General features: G+C 55.0%; 15 protein-coding genes. 9 read left to right on the forward strand and 6 right to left on the reverse strand.

Annotated elements, in window-relative coordinates:
• Nucleotides 1-14 precede the first annotated feature (14 nt).
• Nucleotides 15-1,511, reverse strand: coding sequence for a hypothetical protein (locus JSS75_02800; protein MBS1902611.1), 1,497 nt, complete (start codon nt 1,509-1,511; stop codon nt 15-17).
• A 94-nt stretch (nt 1,512-1,605) separates the two neighbouring features.
• Complete coding sequence (locus JSS75_02805) at nt 1,606-2,439, reverse strand: class I SAM-dependent methyltransferase (GenBank protein MBS1902612.1); 834 nt, start codon at nt 2,437-2,439, stop codon at nt 1,606-1,608.
• Nucleotides 2,440-2,621: 182 nt separating this feature from the next.
• Here JSS75_02805 and JSS75_02810 point away from each other — a divergent pair, with 182 nt between their 5' ends.
• The gene (locus JSS75_02810; GenBank protein ID MBS1902613.1) at nt 2,622-4,715 is read left to right on the forward strand and encodes an APC family permease; all 2,094 of its coding nucleotides are present in this window, start codon (nt 2,622-2,624) and stop codon (nt 4,713-4,715) included.
• Here JSS75_02810 and JSS75_02815 read toward each other — a convergent pair.
• Genes JSS75_02815 through JSS75_02825 form a run of 3 tightly spaced genes read right to left on the reverse strand, consistent with a single transcriptional unit; the run spans nt 4,712 to nt 7,221 of the window.
• Nucleotides 4,712-5,908, reverse strand: a complete 1,197-nt coding sequence (locus JSS75_02815; protein ID MBS1902614.1) for a hypothetical protein — start codon at nt 5,906-5,908, stop codon at nt 4,712-4,714. The genes JSS75_02810 and JSS75_02815 overlap by 4 nt on opposite strands.
• 7 nt (nt 5,909-5,915) lie before the next feature.
• Nucleotides 5,916-6,470, reverse strand: coding sequence for a crossover junction endodeoxyribonuclease RuvC (gene ruvC, locus JSS75_02820; GenBank protein MBS1902615.1), 555 nt, complete (start codon nt 6,468-6,470; stop codon nt 5,916-5,918).
• Nucleotides 6,471-6,528: 58 nt separating this feature from the next.
• On the reverse strand, nt 6,529-7,221 hold the full coding sequence (locus tag JSS75_02825; GenBank protein MBS1902616.1) for a hypothetical protein: 693 nt from the start codon (nt 7,219-7,221) through the stop codon (nt 6,529-6,531).
• A 158-nt stretch (nt 7,222-7,379) separates the two neighbouring features.
• Between JSS75_02825 and JSS75_02830 the strand changes: the two genes are divergently transcribed.
• The 4 genes from JSS75_02830 (at nt 7,380) to JSS75_02845 (ending at nt 10,303) form a co-directional block, all read left to right on the forward strand.
• Complete coding sequence (locus JSS75_02830; GenBank protein MBS1902617.1) at nt 7,380-7,847, forward strand: PTS sugar transporter subunit IIA; 468 nt, start codon at nt 7,380-7,382, stop codon at nt 7,845-7,847.
• Nucleotides 7,848-7,850: 3 nt separating this feature from the next.
• Nucleotides 7,851-9,113, forward strand: coding sequence for a histidine--tRNA ligase (locus JSS75_02835; GenBank protein MBS1902618.1), 1,263 nt, complete (start codon nt 7,851-7,853; stop codon nt 9,111-9,113).
• Nucleotides 9,114-9,183: 70 nt separating this feature from the next.
• Nucleotides 9,184-9,960: a hypothetical protein gene (locus JSS75_02840; protein MBS1902619.1), complete on the forward strand. Its 777-nt coding sequence runs from the start codon at nt 9,184-9,186 to the stop codon at nt 9,958-9,960.
• 154 nt (nt 9,961-10,114) lie between these two features.
• Nucleotides 10,115-10,303: a histone H1 gene (locus tag JSS75_02845; protein ID MBS1902620.1), complete on the forward strand. Its 189-nt coding sequence runs from the start codon at nt 10,115-10,117 to the stop codon at nt 10,301-10,303.
• A 79-nt stretch (nt 10,304-10,382) separates the two neighbouring features.
• On the opposite strand, the gene JSS75_02850 is transcribed toward JSS75_02845, so the two are convergent.
• Entirely contained in the window at nt 10,383-11,234 is an 852-nt protein-coding gene (locus JSS75_02850) for a T9SS type A sorting domain-containing protein (GenBank protein MBS1902621.1), read from the reverse strand.
• A 305-nt stretch (nt 11,235-11,539) separates the two neighbouring features.
• Here JSS75_02850 and JSS75_02855 point away from each other — a divergent pair, with 305 nt between their 5' ends.
• From JSS75_02855 to JSS75_02870, 4 genes are all read left to right on the forward strand, one after another.
• Nucleotides 11,540-12,160 (forward strand): RNA polymerase sigma factor, encoded by a 621-nt coding sequence (locus JSS75_02855; protein MBS1902622.1) that lies wholly within the window; start codon nt 11,540-11,542, stop codon nt 12,158-12,160.
• Nucleotides 12,157-13,827, forward strand: a complete 1,671-nt coding sequence (locus JSS75_02860; protein MBS1902623.1) for a T9SS type A sorting domain-containing protein — start codon at nt 12,157-12,159, stop codon at nt 13,825-13,827. Before JSS75_02855 ends, JSS75_02860 begins: the two co-directional genes overlap by 4 nt.
• Nucleotides 13,828-13,980: 153 nt before the next feature.
• On the forward strand, nt 13,981-14,943 hold the full coding sequence (locus tag JSS75_02865) for a hypothetical protein (GenBank protein MBS1902624.1): 963 nt from the start codon (nt 13,981-13,983) through the stop codon (nt 14,941-14,943).
• Nucleotides 14,903-17,326: a hypothetical protein gene (locus JSS75_02870; GenBank protein ID MBS1902625.1), complete on the forward strand. Its 2,424-nt coding sequence runs from the start codon at nt 14,903-14,905 to the stop codon at nt 17,324-17,326. The genes JSS75_02865 and JSS75_02870 overlap by 41 nt, the downstream gene beginning before the upstream one ends.
• Nucleotides 17,327-17,407 lie beyond the last annotated feature (81 nt).

Here is a 17,407-nt window from a genome sequence, read left to right on the forward strand (position 1 = left end):
GCTCGATACCCCGATTACTTCGAAACGAAGAACTTGAAGATCGAACGCTGCGACCCGTTCACATACCGAATGAAGTATGTTCCGTTCGACAGGTCGCTGGTCGGGATGACGAAGCTGTTCAAACCGGCTGCGGACGGAGCGCCTTCGATCTGCTTTGCCGTCTTGCCATCGACCGACATTACTTCGAGCGTCACCGGTGTACCATCGCTCACATACTGAGCAACGATCGAGCCGTCCGCCGCATACGTCGCGTTGAACGACAGAGCAACATTGCGATCCGGACCGACGGCAGCATTGATCGGCATCTTCATGTACGCCTTCAATGCAGCAGGGGTCACATCGAGGATCTCCGATGTGTTGGTGAATCCGGGAGTGTAGGTATGCACACCTGAGCTATCCTGCGTTGCCGAACCCATCTGACCGCCCGCAACAAGCAATACCTCACTCGGCACTCCGTCGACATGGGTAGGATGCAAATACACTGCGCAATGGCGGCAGCGAGAGAGGTTCAACTGCGGCGCAAAATTCCACTGCTGGAGCGAACGATCGTACCATTCGCACTGTGCGGAGGTAATATCGTCAAGCCCATACAGGTCCTGCCATGCGGACGATGCGATTCCGCCCGTGATCATAAAACGATCGTCTGGGAATTGAATGCTTCCCGCCCAGCACACCGGCTCGTGTACAGGAGCCGTCGGTTGCCACAGCATCGTGGAGGGATCGAGTATTTCCGAGCCCGGAGCCGACGACGACGGACTGTTACGGCCTGCAGCGGCAAGCACCGTGTTATCGGAGAAGCATGCCATGATCGCTTCCATACGTGCCTGGAACATCGAAGTGATAACCGTCCACGAGTTTGTTGACGGGTCGTAGACTTCGCATTCGTTGAAGTAGTTGGATCCCGAGCCGCCATCGCGTCCGCCGGTCACGAGCACTCGACCGTCGTTCATGAGTACGGCCTGATGTTCATACCGATTCTGGTGCATCGAACCAGCCATCACGCTGGTGTTCGATACCGGATCGTACAGTTCACACGAAGCTGTCGTCCCGGACGAAGTCAATCCGCCGGCGATCAGGATACGACCGTCTTGCAGAAGGGTAGCCGTTGCGACCATTCGGCCGTTTAGTAAATGGCCAACAACCGTCCATGTCATTGTCGTGGGATCGTAGTCTTCCACAACATCTGTGACTGAGCCATTCCCATCGACAGCACCGCCGGTAGAAAGCACATGCCCGTTCGATAATTTTACGAGCTTCGGATACGCTCTCGCAACATTCAAGTTGCCGCTCCGTGCCCATGTCCCTGTAGAAGGATCATAGAGTTCAGTGGTCGAGAGCGCTTGAAACTGGTCGTCGAATCCTCCGACGATCAATGCGGTCTGGTCGTCTAATGCGACCATTTCTGCCAGCCAGTGGACAGAATTCATATTGCCGGTGTATTGCCACGTCTGTGCCCGGGAGACAAGAGGCATTGCTACCAACACGACCAATAAAAGGTAGATCTTTTTCATTTATCCTCCGATGATATTATGATGGACGTCAAAGAGTACGATTCAAATATACACAATAAACCCTCTCCCCCCGCAGAGGTTACATCCTTTTACCCTATTTCTTTATGAAATATCCGTAGTAGTGGTCGTAGAACGAGGCTGACCTCAGACCCGGCATCGAAAATATTTGCCATAACGATATTTTTTCTAACAACTTAACGAATTTCGAACCTGAGAATGTCATGCCGCCGGGGCTGAAGCGATGTGACCTCTCGGTCAGACCAAATTCTGACGCAACCATTCGCAACGCCCGACGCGAGAAGAAATAGTGATGCAGCGGCGGAATATACATATGCCACTTCGGTCCGAGCATCGACGCTTTTGTCGTTTTCCAATCGCCGGTCATAATCACTGCCAGTCCGCCGGGCTTAAGGATTCTGGCAATCTCGGCGAGTAGTGAGCGAGGGTCATTAAGATGTTCGATGAGCGCGTAGAGCGTTACAATATCGAACGAGTTCTCGGCCAAGCCTAACTCCTCGAGCGGCCGCCGATATACCGTAATCCCCTTTTGCTCGGCCATTGTTGCCGGTACGTCCGCGATCTCAATTCCAAACCGTTCATACCCCGGCCCCATACAAAAAAGAAATTCACCGGTGTTACATCCGATATCGAGAATTTTCCCGCCAGTAAAGCCCAACCGACGAACGTGCTCTGCCTCGGAACGCCAGTACCGATGCACTTTCTCGAGGTTCGCGATCGTATACAGATCCTCGTCGAAGAAATGCTGTTGGACCGCTAGCTCATCGATCGTACCGGGTTCGATCGGGCTGTATCGAGTGGTGCAGTGATCACACTCGAGGACTCGGAAGGTCCCGCTGGTGTTTGTGAGCGTGAATACTTCAGAGCAATGGCCCTTCTGACAGAAAGGGCAGGTGGTCGTTTGGGTCATACTCATACTGTTGGAATCGATCAGCAACACCCCATACTTACAATTGGATTCTCGGTTAGATTGATTGCTCATGATTCTCCGTCCGAACGGGGGCGTCTGGAGCAATGAACTTATCCGAGGAGGGCACGGTTATTTGCCCGCTCTTATATTAAGGCTGTGTCGGGACATCCGACATACACTCTATGGACAACGTACCGAAACCTGGCGAATCATCGCTCGAGACGCCGGAACAAGCGCCTGCCGACCCGCTTAGTAAGTTGGAACAGACTACGCCCCTTGGCGGAGCCTCCAACGAAAGCTTCTTTAAGCGATTCAAACACACCGTTCTCGGTGCACCGCGTAACCTTCGCGATCCACACGTTTTCCACTCGATCTCGCTGATCGCCTTTTTGGCGTGGGTCGGGCTCGGGGCGGACGGACTGTCGTCGTCGGCGTACGGCCCGGACGAATCCTTCCGCGCACTCGGCAGCCACACCTACCTTGCGATCGCACTGGCGGGCGCGACAGCTTTCACGGTATTTATCATTTCATACGCATACTCACGCCTGATCGAGCACTTCCCTTCGGGCGGCGGAGGATACGTCGTCGCTTCGAGCCTGATCGGTCCCCGCTATGGGGTTATCAGCGGATCCGCATTGCTCGTGGATTATGTATTGACGATCTCCGTATCCATCGCAAGCGGAGCAGACCAAGTATTCAGCGTACTGCCGCCGAGTTGGGCACAATATAAGCTGCTGATCGAGACATTTACGATCTTCGTCCTGCTCGTTCTGAATTTGCGTGGTGTTAAAGAATCGGTGACTGCCTTGATGCCGATCTTCATGATATTCCTGATTTCCCACGCAATTCTGTTGTTCGGCGGCATCATCTCGCACGTTCCGGAAGTTGGCCGAGTTTCTCAAGAAGTGACCCATGGGTTCAGCACTGGGATCTCGACAATGGGCTATATGGGCCTGTTCCTGATCTTCATTCGAGCCTACTCGATGGGTGCGGGTACGTATACCGGTATCGAAGCAGTCTCGAACGGTCTGCAGATCATGCGCGAACCAAGGATCCACACGGCGCGCAAGACAATGCTATACATGTCGCTGTCGTTGGCCATCACGGCCGGTGGTATTATGATCTGTTACTTGCTCTTCCATGTGACACCGACACCCGGCAAGACGATGAACGCCGTTCTCGCCGAGAACTTTGCGGGCAAGTGGGAGATCGCCGGCATCCCTGCAGGCCAATTCTTCATCTGGATCATCCTCGGCTCTGAAGCAGCCTTGTTGTTCGTTGCGGCGCAGGCAGGTTTCATCGACGGCCCTCGTGTGATGGCAAACATGGCAGGCGACTCGTGGTTGCCTCACCGCTTTACCTCGCTCTCCGACCGTTTGACGATGCAGAACGGCGTCATCCTGATGGCCGGCGCTGCGATCGCCACACTGTTGGTCACCGGCGGCGACGTCTCGACGCTCGTCCTGATGTACTCGATCAATGTGTTCGCGACATTCTCGCTCACCGAGATCGGCATGGTACGTTTTTGGTACAAAGGCCGCCACGAACACCACGATTGGTATCGGAAAATCGTCATTCACGTGATCGGTCTGACCCTGTGCTTATCGATCTTGATCGTGAACATCCTGGAGAAATTTCTTGAGGGCGGCTGGATCACTTTGGTCGTGACGATCGGTCTGATCCTTGTCTGCTTCTGGATTCGCAAGCACTATGACGATGTCAAGGGCCGTGTCAAAAAGCTCGACTCGATGCTCGCCGACATCCCGTTCCCCGATGCGAACGTGATCCCGGAACTCAAGCCGAATGCCCCGACGGCAGTCATGCTCGTCGGCGGATATGGCGGTCTCGGGTTGCATACACTGCTATCGATCCAGCGGCTGTTCCCGAACAATTTCAAGAATGTGATCTTCGTGTCAGCAGGTGTGCTCGATACCAAGAAGCTCAAGGGTGTTGCCGAAGTTGAAAATCTATCTCGCTCGACGGAGTCCGACCTTGCCCGGTATGTTGAGCTTGCCCACAAGCTCGGCTTCGCGGCTGAGTATCGTTTTGGCGTCGGGATCGAAGTCGTCGATGAAGTCCGGAAGCTCTGTCTGGATATCGCAAAGCAGTATCCACGTTCGATCTTCTTCGCCAGCAAGCTGCTCTTCGAAAAGGAGCGCTGGTACCAACGCCTGCTCCACAACGAGACGGCGAACCAGATTCAACGTCGCCTGCAGTTCGAAGGCCTCAACTCCATGATCCTCCCGGTCAGAATCTTCGATACGCAGAGTGCTTAAAAGTGGTAGCTCCCGCTGACAAGCGGTAAGATCGGGAAATCGGATGCGCCAAAGACATATTCGCCGAGCGATTTCGTCGTGCGGGCTGCGCCGGATTTGTAGAGTGAGAAGACCACCCCGACATCGATCGTCAGATCGTTCTGAAAGTATCGGATCGACGCAAGAACCGGCACGATATCGAAGTTCGAAATGAAAAAGAGCTCGACGTTGAATTTTAGGTTCTCGCCGACACGCTCCGTCCCGGCAATTGCGATCAGCGGATCCTGCGTCGTGTAGCGCACACCGTTGCTATCGAGCGCATTCTTCCACGTCTGCCCAGCAAGCATCGTCAGGCTGGCATCCCAACGACCGTACGTGACCGCACCGTAGACCATCCCCAGCCGAGTGATATTCACTACCTCCGAATAGAGCGCTTGGCCACCCACGGCAAGATGCCACAGCTCCGATTCGTACGGGGTGACCTTCAAACCGCCGGTTGCCACGATAATATTATTTTTTAGCGGGAGGAATGCCCCCCCTGCATTGAGCGAAAGCCAATCGGTCGGGCCGTAATTAAGCTGGAGGCTTCCGAAGAGATAATCGGAGAGGAATCCATTTCCCGAACCGAACGGAAGCGCCGTCGGCGTAATAAATGCCTGTGACGAACGCGGGTCGTATGCAGCGATCCATGTCGGTGTGCGAAATTCGCTGCGCCGGTCGTTCTGACCACTGAAGTTTTCGATCGAGGAAAGATACTGGTAATCGAAATACAGATCGCCCCATTCGGTCGCAAGTACGACATGGGCGGTATCGTCGAAGAGATAGCGGTTACCCCGGAAAGAATCATGCGTCGATGTGTGTACGATCGAAATAAACTCGGCTCGCGGCTGGCTCGTGAGCGACAGAAGCGACTGCTGCTGCCGCTCCACCTCGTTCTTCGCTGCCGCTTCTTTGAGGTCGTCGTTCAGGACATAATTGAATCGGTAGTCGATCGCATAACTAATATCGCTTAGCGGAATTTCGAGACGCCCGTAGCGCGTCTGGAACAGAATCCGGTCCGGCACCGGACGCTGCAAGACAATCCCGAAAAATTGTGTCGAGTCCTTCATCACGAGATCGACCAGAAAGTCGCGGCCCAGATCGTTCGGCGACATTTGCGCGTGCGCGGCAGCAGTGAAGGCAAGCAGGATCAGCACGCAGGCAACGGATCGCATCCCTTGTTCAGCGCGGTTTCTTAATACGTTCAGGATTGGCATCGATGAATTGCTTCCAGTTAGTCGCCGTTGCGGTACGACCGGTTCGTTTGAGTGCGTGCGTGATGGCAACCGCCAGCGCGTCGTACGCATCGGGGAGCTTGCGGTCATGTGCTTCGATCGACAGCAGTTTGCCGACCATAAACTCAACCTGCTCTTTTGACGCATTCCCATTGCCCGTGACGGCACGTTTGACGACACGGGGGGCATATTCCCCGATCGCCAGCCCTGCCAGCTCCGCCGCAACTACAGCAACACCACGGGCTTGTCCGAGTTTCATGGCTGACTGAATGTTCTTGTCATAGAACGCCGTTTCGATCGCGCACTCGTCGGGGGAGGTTCGTTCGATGACCTTCGTCAGACGCAAAAAGATGAGCGCCAGCCGTTTGGGGATCGCATCGAGTTTCTTTGCCTCGATAGCGCCGAACTCGACGAGCGTGATCTTGTTCGCGCTGCCGCCTACACAGTTGATGACACCATAACCCGTCACGACAGTGCCGGGGTCGATTCCGAGAATGATCATTGTCCGAAGCGCAAATTACGAAGGTGCGTTCGCTCGTCACAGCGAAGTCGCGGTTCGGTCATTGACTGGTGTTCGTCGTAATGAGCGCGACGAGAATGCTGAGGTCGACTGCGAGTCCGGTTCCGGAAAGCATATCACGATACTTGTGGTTCGGCGTGAGCGCCTCGACTCTGTTGAACTGGTTGTTAACCATCGAGAACCTGCCGGAATCGTCTTCGAACTCCAATACTGCATTGACCGGAACACGGTTATTCCAAACCATCCATTGCATTTCTTCGCCGGAGATGCTCGAATGCGTCGCGATCTGTTCGACATGATCGATTCGATCATAGCGTACCGAATCGTGTCCGTTGACGGCGATCGCATCCGGCATATAGCCGCCGAAGGCGGCGACCGATGGCTCCCCTGCTCCCTGCGTCCCGAAAATCCGGATCGGTTCGTTGAGCGCCAATGCGAAGCCGGAAGAATCCGTACTGCGAAACGCCTGATATCGGCGACGATAAAGACTGTCCGGTTCTCGATGATAACCCTTCAGCGTGGCAAACCCATACGCAACGGCCGAATCGATGTAGGTTACGCGTACGACGGTGCCGATGTGCCCGTTGATATCGTTGAAGACAGAGACCGTATCGCGTTTGCCGCCGTCGGCAACACTACCGGCAGCAAGGCCAAGAAGACTGCATCCTTCCATCGTGAACTGGGCGACCACCAGCAAAGCCGCAAACAGGATATGGACACGTGTTTTATTCATCGTACCGAGGATAATGATGTATGCCAGCGGTACGTGCGCCGCAATGCGATTGTTGCAATGAAAAGAAATTCATGTTGCGCGGCGACGCTGCTGAAGTACTTTCCCTTCGAACGTGGACGTTTTCCTCGTAACTTTGTAATCTCTTTTACAACAGCTTGATGAAGCTCATCACCTATCTTCGCCCGGAGTACGTCGAGATCGGCATTCGTGCCGCCTCGAAGGACGAACTCATTTCCACCATGGTCGAGATTGCGGCCCGCAATCCGAACGTCCTGGATAAATCCAAAGTCGCGACGGCAATCACCGAGCGCGAGCGTATCATGAGTACCGGCGTCGGAAAAGGGTTTGCGATTCCCCACGGGAAGACAGATGCAGTCAGCGACATCGTCCTGGCATTCGGCGTCACGGCAGAGCCGGTCGATTATGCATCGATGGATAATGAGCCGGTGCGACTGGTCCTGCTGCTCGTCAGCCGCGAGAGCGATGTCGGCGTTCGCTTGAAGTTGCTCTCGAGAGCATCGAAAGTGATGAATTCGGAATCTGCACGCAAAGCGCTCACCGAAGCCACATCCAAGGAAGAAGTACTCGAGATCTTCCGAAGCGAAGAGGAGAAGATCGGAGACTGACGTATGAATATCAAAGCACCGCGCGGAACGAAGGATATCATCGGGCCAGAATCGCTCTTGTGGCAAGAGATCGAACGCGCCGTCGACGAAACTGCACGCGAGTTCGGATTTCTTGAGATCCGCACGCCGATCTTCGAATCGAGCACACTCTTCAAGCGATCGGTCGGCGAAGCAAGCGACCTGATGGTCGCAAAAGAGATGTATCTGTTCACCGATAAAGGCGGCGAGGAGATGGCTCTTCGACCGGAGCTCACAGCATCGGTCGTCCGGGCGGCCGTCGAACACAATCTTCTCAACGCACAGGGCGCTCTGGCAAAGCTCTACTATAACAGTGCGCCGATGTTCCGCTACGAACGTCCGCAGCTTGGCCGCCAACGGCAATTTCATCAGTTCGGGATCGAACTCCTCGGTTCGGGCAGTCCGCTGGCCGATTTGCAGGTGATCTCGTTCGCACATGCAGTGTATCGCCGCCTCGGATTTGTGAATTTCGAGCTTCGGCTCAATACGCTCGGTTCGAACGAGGTCCGGGCGAAGTGGCAGGAATATCTTGTCACGTATCTAAAGAAATATCTGGGCGATCTTTCGGAAGATAGCCGTCGCCGTCTCGAAACGAACCCGATCCGGATTCTCGATTCGAAGAATCCTCGCGACCGCGAGATCGTCGCCGATGCTCCGGCCATTCTCGACTATCTCGACGATGCCGATCGCGCGCACTTCGAATCGCTCGGGCGGCATCTGACCGATGCCGGTATCGTATTTCGTATCGATCCGCTGCTCGTTCGCGGTCTCGACTACTACACTCGAACGGTATTCGAGCTAACGTCAAGCGACCTTGGCTCGCAGGATGCACTCTGCGGAGGCGGCAGATATGATGCGCTCGTCGAACAGCTTGGCGGGCCGGCGACGCCGGCTGTCGGCTTCGCTGCAGGCGTCGAACGCCTGGTAATCGTGCTTGAAAAACTGCGCGGCAGCGTCCCGTCGCCCGCGCTCGATGCCTATATCGTGCTGGCGGAGAAGTCTGCAACGCGCCAGCTGATCGACATTTCGAGCCAGCTCCACGGAGCAGGGTTCAGTTGCCAATATGATCTGCAAGATCGCTCTGTCAAGGCGCAAATGCGCGACGCAGGACGCCTCGGCGCTCGGTTCGTCGTAATGCTTGGCGCTGACGAAATCGCAGCAGGAACGGTCACCCTGAAGAACATGGCCGACGGCTCCCAAGAGAGCATCGCCCCCTATCTTCTGCAGGAGCGCCTGAGAAAGCCGTAATTTTGCCCCGCGCCGCAGGTGTTCGTGCCTGGCGGCAACACTTACACCACATTCATCGTAGGAAGATCGCATGGAGCCGCTACCACCAGTAAAAGAAGTCGAATACCGTTGTATCATCGGGAAGGATTTCGACGAGATTATGGGGCAGGAGTACACGACCTTCAGCTTCGAAACCGCAAAGGAATTCTCAAGCTTCCGTTATGAGATCGCGGTGCGCTATAAGCTCGAAGGTTCGACGATTGTATTCCGCGTCCTGGGTATGACGGCAACGCGCATGATGATGCCTGCCTTCGGGACGGCGCAGTCGGTGCTGAAAGTACCGCAATTGCAACCGGGTAAGTACACCGTAACCTTCGTCAAGAGCGACAGTAATGCCAGCGAATTTTTCCTCGAGGTAACGAAAAAAGGCATTCAGATCATCAAGCCGATCCCGCGCAAGCGTTTTATCGACCTGATTGTCCGCGACGATGCCGCCGCGCATACCCCCAAGGCGATCATTACGACGGTCTCCAAGACGCCGCATGCACCGCTCGTCCCGCGTACGATCCAGAAACGTCCGCAACCGCCGACACCGGAAGAACTCGAGATCCTCGCAGCCTTGCGTGACGAGACACCGGAAGAGCGCGATGCCCGTGAGGAAATGGAGCTCTTCGGCAAGAAACGGGCAGCAAAGAAGGAAAAGGCAAATGCGGCGGCAAAAGCGAAACCTGCCAAAAAAACAGCTCCTGCCGCTGCAAAACATGCATCTGCCAAGAAAACAGCAGTGAAGCCGAAGGTGAAGGCCAAAGCAAAACCTGCCCCAAAGGCCAAATCTGCTAAGACCAACAGCAAAAAGAAGAAGAAATAGCCCCTTTTCGTCGCAACCCCAAGAATCCACAAAATCGTGAATTTTGGGCCGTGCCGTAGGGAATTACTGTATTTTCGTTCAAAAGGGATGCAGGGTGCCTTCTTCCTTGCTCTATTCCCTATCTAGCTTTTTCACAAATCTAGGAGTACGATACATGGATCGCTTTAACGAATTGAAAGCACTCGTCGATAGCTTCGAGGCTGATTTCGAGAAATTTTACGTCAAAGGCAATAAGTCAGCCGGCGTACGCGTGCGCAAGGCGATGAATGAGCTGAAAAAGAAAGCCCAAGAGATCCGTCTGGAAGTTCAGACCCTCAAGGGAGGCGAAGAAAAGCAGGCGTAAGCTTCCGTTTCAGCCCTCAGGGCGTAAGAAGTGTGACCCTCGTTTCTGCTCGTACAAGGCAGAACGAGGGTTTCCTGTTTTAGTGGCGGACGATCAATGTCCGTCCGAACTGTTTCCCGCCTCCCTCCACCCGCAGATAATACACACCGTTCGATAACGAGGATGCATCGATCGGAAACGATACTTCTGCCGAACCCGACATCCCTGCATACACGGTCGACACCTCCTGCCCGTTCACGTTATACACCACTGCTCGCACCATCGATGCGGTGGGGATGCGAAGTCGAACGGTTGAGAACCAAGACACCGGATTAGGATACACCGAAAGATCCGACGATTCCCCTTTTTCAAATCCAGTCGCCTCAACCGGATCCGAGAATCCCAGGTCGTCCAACTCGAACCACGTCCCCAGATGCGGTGCGGTCGATTGAGCACCTTTGATCGAGCAATAGATCAAGATCGTATCCGGAACGTAGGACGAGAACGTATATGAGATCGGAATACTAATCTGGTCCCATTCACTTACATTGTTCGACGTAATGAGCGAACCGCCCCCGATCGCCGATTCCCCCATTGCGGCAACGAGTGATATCTGAAGGACATCGCCGCTGTCGGAATGAAATTTGATCCAGCCTGTGAGCGCGCTGACACGCTGATTGACACCGGAGCCTTTATGCGAGGTCGAGCGGTTCTGCAGCGTGGGCGCAAAGAGGCTATTCGCGTAGCTGACCACTTCGGCACGCAGCGAAAACGAACCCGAATGTGCGTCACTCGATGGGGAGACGTTTATGAGCTGCGGCGCTGCATTCGATGTCTGCCAACCGTCGGGCTCGCCATTGGTCCAGGATTCAAACCCCGCATTCAGGATTTGCCCCCGAGCAATGCCAACGCCCAAGAATACAGCACACAGGATGGTCAGTGATCGTCTCATAATATCGGCGGCTCGTGTTCGTTGCGATAACAGAGGCCCGGAAGCCTAAGTTTGGTCAAGAATATTCGAATAGTGCTCAGGATAGATCCCTATCAGCATTGTCATTCCGAGTGAAGCGAAGAATCCCTCGATGAAACGCAGTGAGGCTCCGCCATAGGGATTCTTCGCTTCGCTCAGAATGACGTCTGCGTAGACAGAGCAAGTGGAGCCGCTACAAATATTCTTGCAACAGGATGTGCGACTTTTTGGAGCGTATTGCCTCTTACTCCATGTAACCGCGCGGCTACACGTACATATACAACTGCATGAGTAGCGAGCTTCAGCAGAAGCATGATCACTTTTTGTCTCTCTTGACGCCGATCCGAACGTCGTTGGCGCGGTTCTGCCGTGCCATCACGTCGGACGACGACGCTGCGCGGGACCTCGCCTCAGAAACGATTCTCGTTGCGTACGAACACCTCGAGACACTTCGCGACCCGAGCCGATTCCGAAGTTATTGCTTCCAGATCGCCTCCCGCCACGCGAAACGATCGAGGTGGCGCGAACGCAACCGGGTCGCCTACGACGCGACGTTCGCCGAGGCGCTGGCCGATACCGGCCCGAGCCCCGAAACGAGCGCGGAAGTCCGCCTCCTTTACGAAGCACTCGACACATTGCCGACGAACGTTCGCGATGCGATCGTGCTCTTCGAGATCAGCGGGCTGTCGCTCGAGGAGATCCGTCAGATTCAGGGCGGATCGCTTTCCGGGGTGAAATCGCGCATTGCACGGGGCCGCAAGCAACTGGCCCGGTTGCTCGGCGTGCGTGACGATGCGCAGGAGAGTGTCAGAATGGTGGAGAACAACACAACAGAACGAACGCACTATCGCTTCGCACGGACCGATGCGTCGGCCCTGCGAGCGAACACGAAATCGACGATCCTATGAATAAGAACGCCCACGAACATCAGCGTCTCGACGATCTCTTCGCCGCTGCCCGGCGAACAGACCCGCCCGCACCGAGCGAGGCAGACGTGCGAATGCTTCTCGAGCGAGCCGATGCCATGCAGCCAGTTTCACAGTCATTTACTTTGAATAAAGGAATCTGGATCATGTCAACGATCACAACGCTTTCGGCTGCGGCACTCGTGGCCTACCTATCGATGGGTTCGGCATCCGATCGCACAGCCCCTGCAACCGCATCCCGCTCAGCGGAGCGTATGCTGACGGTCACTCCGTCCGATCAGCATACAGCAGTAACCGATACATCCCATCACCCTGCGGTAACGATGCGATTTGTCGTGAAACCCGACGGAACCTCCACTACCGAACCACGACCGACACAATCGCTCATGGCACCGATGGAGGTACACGGTATCACTCCGGTCGCCATCGACGAATCGCAACGTCAACACTTCGGTCTCGAAACCGTTGACGGGAAAGGCCTCTCGTACCTCGTCAAAGAGATGAACGGCCGCTATCAACGCTGGATCATCCCCGATAAGGGCTGGGGCGTCGTCACAGGGAAGGATGAAGTACCCGCATCGAACATATTCATCCTCAACCCGGTCATCGTCACCGATGCGCGCGGCAATCGTCGGATGATCAACTATGTCGATCCGAACCACTCGATCAGCATGAGCCGAAATACCGACGAGATCGACGATAGTTCGACGCATACATTCAAGCAACAATTCAAGTTCAAGATCGTCGATAGCACCAACGATCCGGTAAGCCGCCTACAGTCGATGCTTCACTTCAATACGAACGATAGCGTCGGCGCCCGGATACAGACCCAACTGCATCAAGCGCTCAATGAGATCAAGGAATTGACGATCGACACTACAGGCACACACCGAAAGGAGAATGTGAACGTCATGCAGATGATCATTAATGCAGGCGGAGATAACAAACTCCCGCTCGAAGAACGCGAACGGATGATGCGGAACGAACTGCCGCCGGAGATTCGCGAAGACGACAGCACGAGCACTCCGATGGTCAAACGGATCGTTCGCTTTAATATCAATACGGTCTCGAAGAACGGCTCCGATCCGAAGGCCAACACGGTACCGTCGATGGATCACCCCTTCATCTTCCGTATCGACGACATGAAGGAGGTCGAGGAAACACTCTTTGCGAAGATCAATACCCTTGTCCCGATCCTCGTTCGCGAGGCAACCACCGTCACCCGCAACAGCCGCGAGAACGTCGACTACGACAACGGCGTGATCTTCTGGTGCGAACCCTCGCCGGAGCTGACGCAGGCGCTTACGTCGCAACGCTCGAACGAACATCCGTTCAATACCACTGTCACGAATCAGCCGGTCACTACATCGACCGGCGCACTCTCGAACGCACAGATCAACCCCAACCCGGCATGGGCGACGACCACCGTTCATTTCACACTCGCCGAGCCGCGAATGGTTGCATTCTCCGTGCACAACATCCTTGGGAAAAAGATGCTTGATTGCGGCGAAGTAGAGTACGGGGCCGGCGAGCAAACGCGCTCACTGTCGCTCGACGGACTTTCCGACGGAATGTACATGGTTGTGATGACCACCGATCACGGCGAGCAGATGATCCAACGAATCGTCGTTCGTCGGTTGGGCGAATAACACGAGCAACTCGGAGTAAACGCAACGAGAAGACGCGCCGAACGGCGCGTCTTCTTGTTTATAGAGCACGTCATTGCGTATGTTTGCGCCGTGCGAAACGCAATACTCTGCCTCGTTGTATGTATCCTCTGCTCCTGCCGGGACCGTTCCCCCGTGCAGACGAGCGAACGTGCCTTCTATTACTGGCGGTCGGTATATGCGCCCACGCAGTATGAGCACAACGTCTGCGACTCGCTCCATGTACGCACGCTCTACGTCAAGTTTTTCGACGTCGATCTCGGACAGAACGGTCGTCCCTCGCCTGTTGCAACATTGCGGTTCGCATCGTTGCCGGATAGCACTACGCATATCATCCCGACGATTTTTATTACCCAGGCCTGCCTCAATGCGCTGCAAGGGAGCGAAGCGGATTCGCTTGCTGCGCACATTTCGACACTGACGGCGCAAATGATCGCATTCGCGCGACTTCGCAGCGTCCCCGAGATTCAGATTGATTGCGACTGGACGGGCAAGAATTCGCCGGTGTATTTCCAGCTGCTTCGTGCACTCCGTTCCAGCCCGCTCCTTCATGGCCGGCAACTTTCGGCGACGATACGGCTGTATCAATTGAAGTTCATCTCGAAGGTCGGCGTTCCGCCCGTCGATCGGGGGATGCTCATGTGCTACAACATGGGCGACCTGACCGACCCGAATGCGCAGAATTCCATTCTGGATGTGTCCGTTCTCCGACAATATGCATCGAGCATGAAAGCGTACCCGCTTGCGCTTGACATTGCGCTACCGATCTTCGAATGGAATGTGCTGCTGCGCGACGGAAAATATAAAGCTCTTATTCGCGATTTGCCGGAGTCGGAGCTTGCACGCATCGCCGCGAAGATTGCCCCGCATCAGTATTCGCCGATGCTCGACACGGTGATCGATGGGTACGCACTCAAAGGCGGCGATATCATTCGCCACGAAGCGGTTTCGCCCGACGCACTCGAGGAATCGGCGAAACTTGCATCGGCCAACCTTGTTCATACACCCGGACGCATCGCGTTTTTCCACCTCGATTCCACTACGATCGCATCATATCATGTCGAGATCCTGGATCGTCTCTATCGCCGTCTTGAGTAGCCTCGTGCTGCTGCTCATCGCCGACCCTATCATTAGCTGCGGACCCGACGAAGATCCGTACGACTACTATACTTCGTTCTTTCAACGACGGATGGAGTCGCAGCTCGGCATGAAACCGTTCTATTACACCTCCTGCAGATTTCTCTACGACGAGCGCGACGAACTGCCGGCAGATCGGGCTACTTCCGCCGAATGGGCTGCTTATCTCGGCAAGCCGGTGACCGACAGCGAAGCGTATGCCTATGTATGCGGCTACAGCGACTCCGCGATCACTTCGGTGTATCTGTATATGACCGGTACCTCGCACGACGTCCTGCCGGATAGCATCACGATGAACCCGGCGGCAGGAAGGATCCTTTCGACCGGTAACATTGCAGCCGCGAAGTACCTCGCGTTTACGAGAGACGTCCAGCCATACGTAACGAACCAGATGTGGTCCTACGAACCCGTCGCACACGACAGCATGACCATGCTCTCACTCGCACTCAAGGCAGAGAAAGCGTATACGAAAGAGAAGGACAATTTCCTGCGTACCCGCTATGCCTATCAGGCCTTACGGCTCTGCTATTATGCCGGGTCGTACAAGCGAACCTCGGCGACCTACGCGAAGTACTTTGCATCGCGAGAACCGGCTGGTCTGATCGACATGCTTGCCCTCTCGATCAAGGCCGGAGTGTTGTATCATTCGGGACAAAAAGCCGAGGCAGCATATCTGTATAGCAAAGAGTTCGATGCGAACCCCACCGCGAAGATTTCGAACTACCTCAGCTTTGGTTGGTGCATCGACACCGCGATCGCGGAGCAGACTTACTATCAGTTCTGCAAAAACACCCGCGAGGCTGCAAACATGGCGGCGCTCTTTGCACTGCACAATCCCGGTAATGCATTCGACGACATCAAGCGCGTCGCCGGCCTCGACCCGAGTACGCCGGCATTGGAAGTGCTTGCGATCCGTGAGGTCCATAAACTCGAGGAGGGCTATCTGTCGCCCCGGCTCGCACGTGCGAGGGGCGCGGTACAACTCTTCGTGTCATTCAATAATAGTGATGACGTCACTATGCGCAATGCGGAAGCCGAAGCAGTGGACCTCATCGGATTCTTCGAACGCCTTGCTGCCGCTCCCCATGCGTCGAACCCCGCACTGTTCGAGCTTTCGGCTGCATATATCGCTCTGATGGTCGGGCGTTCGGACCAGGCCGATCGTTTATTGAACGTGACCGCCACGATGCAACTTACTCCCGCCGAACACGATCAACTGCAGTTGACACGATTATTGCTCGAAATCAACCGTCAAAATCGCCTCGATGCCGATTTCGAGCGCGCACTGCTTCCGTCGCTTCAGTGGCTGGAATCGAAAGCCAGGATATCGGACGAATGGTCGCAATTTTACCGCAATATCTTCACAAGTATTCTTGCGCCACGCTATCTCGCCGAAGGAAAGCCTCAGAAGATGGTACTGTGCATTGGCCGGGCGGAACACCGGCCCTTCCCCCCTGCGATCGATAGTGATTACCGTTGGTATCCGACCCAAGCGATCGAGATCTTGCGTCATTCGCTCACCTCGTCCGAACTTGAAACGTTGCAGTCGTTTTTGACGCAGACCGATCACACCGAGTTCGAACGCTATCTCATCGCCGCCAACGCGATCGAAGCGAGCGATGTGTTCGACTGCATCGGCACGAGTTACCTACGCACATTCAATTGGTCGAAAGCGGCGGAGTGGTTTCGTCATATCACACCGTCATACTTCCGGAAGGATGTCTTTCGAATCTATCTCGGCGCGAACTGCTTTGCCGACCCGATCGAGGATACCCACGCCGCAACCGCGCAGGATACCGTAACCTATACGAAACTCAGCTTTGCGGAGCGTATGATCGCGCTCGAAGCGCTAACGCAGAACCCCGCCATATCGAACGCTATGAAAGCGTCAGCGTATTATTCGATGGCATGCGGCATGTACCAGATGTCGTACTATGGCAATAGCTGGATGCTGATGGAATACGCATGGACCAGCAACGAGCCCCCGGCGCTCGATTCGCTCGCTGCTCACGAATGGCGGCGCAACTATTACGGTGCGTTCAGAGCGGAAGAATACTTCAACAAGGCACTCGCGTTGACAGTCGATCGCAATATGCAGGCGAAGTGTCTGTTTATGGCTGCCAAGTGCAATCAGAAACAATTGCTCTTCGGCAGCGGACAATTCTATGGCACGCTCGCGGGAGTCAACAATCCTAAAGAGCAGGAGCAAATGCGGGCATTTCTGTTTAATGCGAAGTACTTCCCTCGTCTGGCTGAATCGTACTCGAACACCGAGTTCTTCCAGCAAGCACTCAATACCTGCAGCTATCTCAACGACTTCTATACAAAGACGGACCGCAAGTAGCCGTTATACAGAAGTACTAGTTATACAGAAGTAGTTTAAAACGAAACGAGCGCCTGTGAATGGGGCGCTCGTTCTGCGTTT

The organism is Bacteroidota bacterium (assembly GCA_018266755.1).
Classification (GTDB): domain Bacteria; phylum Bacteroidota; class Ignavibacteria; order Palsa-1295; family Palsa-1295; genus JAFDZW01.

What these genes read in the sequence shown, in the direction of transcription:
- ruvC (MBS1902615.1), bottom strand. Translation starts at nt 6,470, where the DNA reads ATGATCATTCTCGGAATCGACCCCGGCACTGTCGTGACGGGTTATGGT.
- JSS75_02840 (MBS1902619.1), top strand. Translation starts at nt 9,184, where the DNA reads ATGGAGCCGCTACCACCAGTAAAAGAAGTCGAATACCGTTGTATCATC.
- JSS75_02870 (MBS1902625.1), top strand. Translation starts at nt 14,903, where the DNA reads ATGTCGAGATCCTGGATCGTCTCTATCGCCGTCTTGAGTAGCCTCGTG.
- JSS75_02845 (MBS1902620.1), top strand. Translation starts at nt 10,115, where the DNA reads ATGGATCGCTTTAACGAATTGAAAGCACTCGTCGATAGCTTCGAGGCT.
- JSS75_02815 (MBS1902614.1), bottom strand. Translation starts at nt 5,908, where the DNA reads ATGCGATCCGTTGCCTGCGTGCTGATCCTGCTTGCCTTCACTGCTGCC.
- JSS75_02800 (MBS1902611.1), bottom strand. Translation starts at nt 1,511, where the DNA reads ATGAAAAAGATCTACCTTTTATTGGTCGTGTTGGTAGCAATGCCTCTT.
- JSS75_02830 (MBS1902617.1), top strand. Translation starts at nt 7,380, where the DNA reads ATGAAGCTCATCACCTATCTTCGCCCGGAGTACGTCGAGATCGGCATT.
- JSS75_02805 (MBS1902612.1), bottom strand. Translation starts at nt 2,439, where the DNA reads ATGACCCAAACGACCACCTGCCCTTTCTGTCAGAAGGGCCATTGCTCT.
- JSS75_02810 (MBS1902613.1), top strand. Translation starts at nt 2,622, where the DNA reads ATGGACAACGTACCGAAACCTGGCGAATCATCGCTCGAGACGCCGGAA.
- JSS75_02835 (MBS1902618.1), top strand. Translation starts at nt 7,851, where the DNA reads ATGAATATCAAAGCACCGCGCGGAACGAAGGATATCATCGGGCCAGAA.
- JSS75_02825 (MBS1902616.1), bottom strand. Translation starts at nt 7,221, where the DNA reads ATGAATAAAACACGTGTCCATATCCTGTTTGCGGCTTTGCTGGTGGTC.
- JSS75_02855 (MBS1902622.1), top strand. Translation starts at nt 11,540, where the DNA reads ATGAGTAGCGAGCTTCAGCAGAAGCATGATCACTTTTTGTCTCTCTTG.
- JSS75_02860 (MBS1902623.1), top strand. Translation starts at nt 12,157, where the DNA reads ATGAATAAGAACGCCCACGAACATCAGCGTCTCGACGATCTCTTCGCC.
- JSS75_02850 (MBS1902621.1), bottom strand. Translation starts at nt 11,234, where the DNA reads ATGAGACGATCACTGACCATCCTGTGTGCTGTATTCTTGGGCGTTGGC.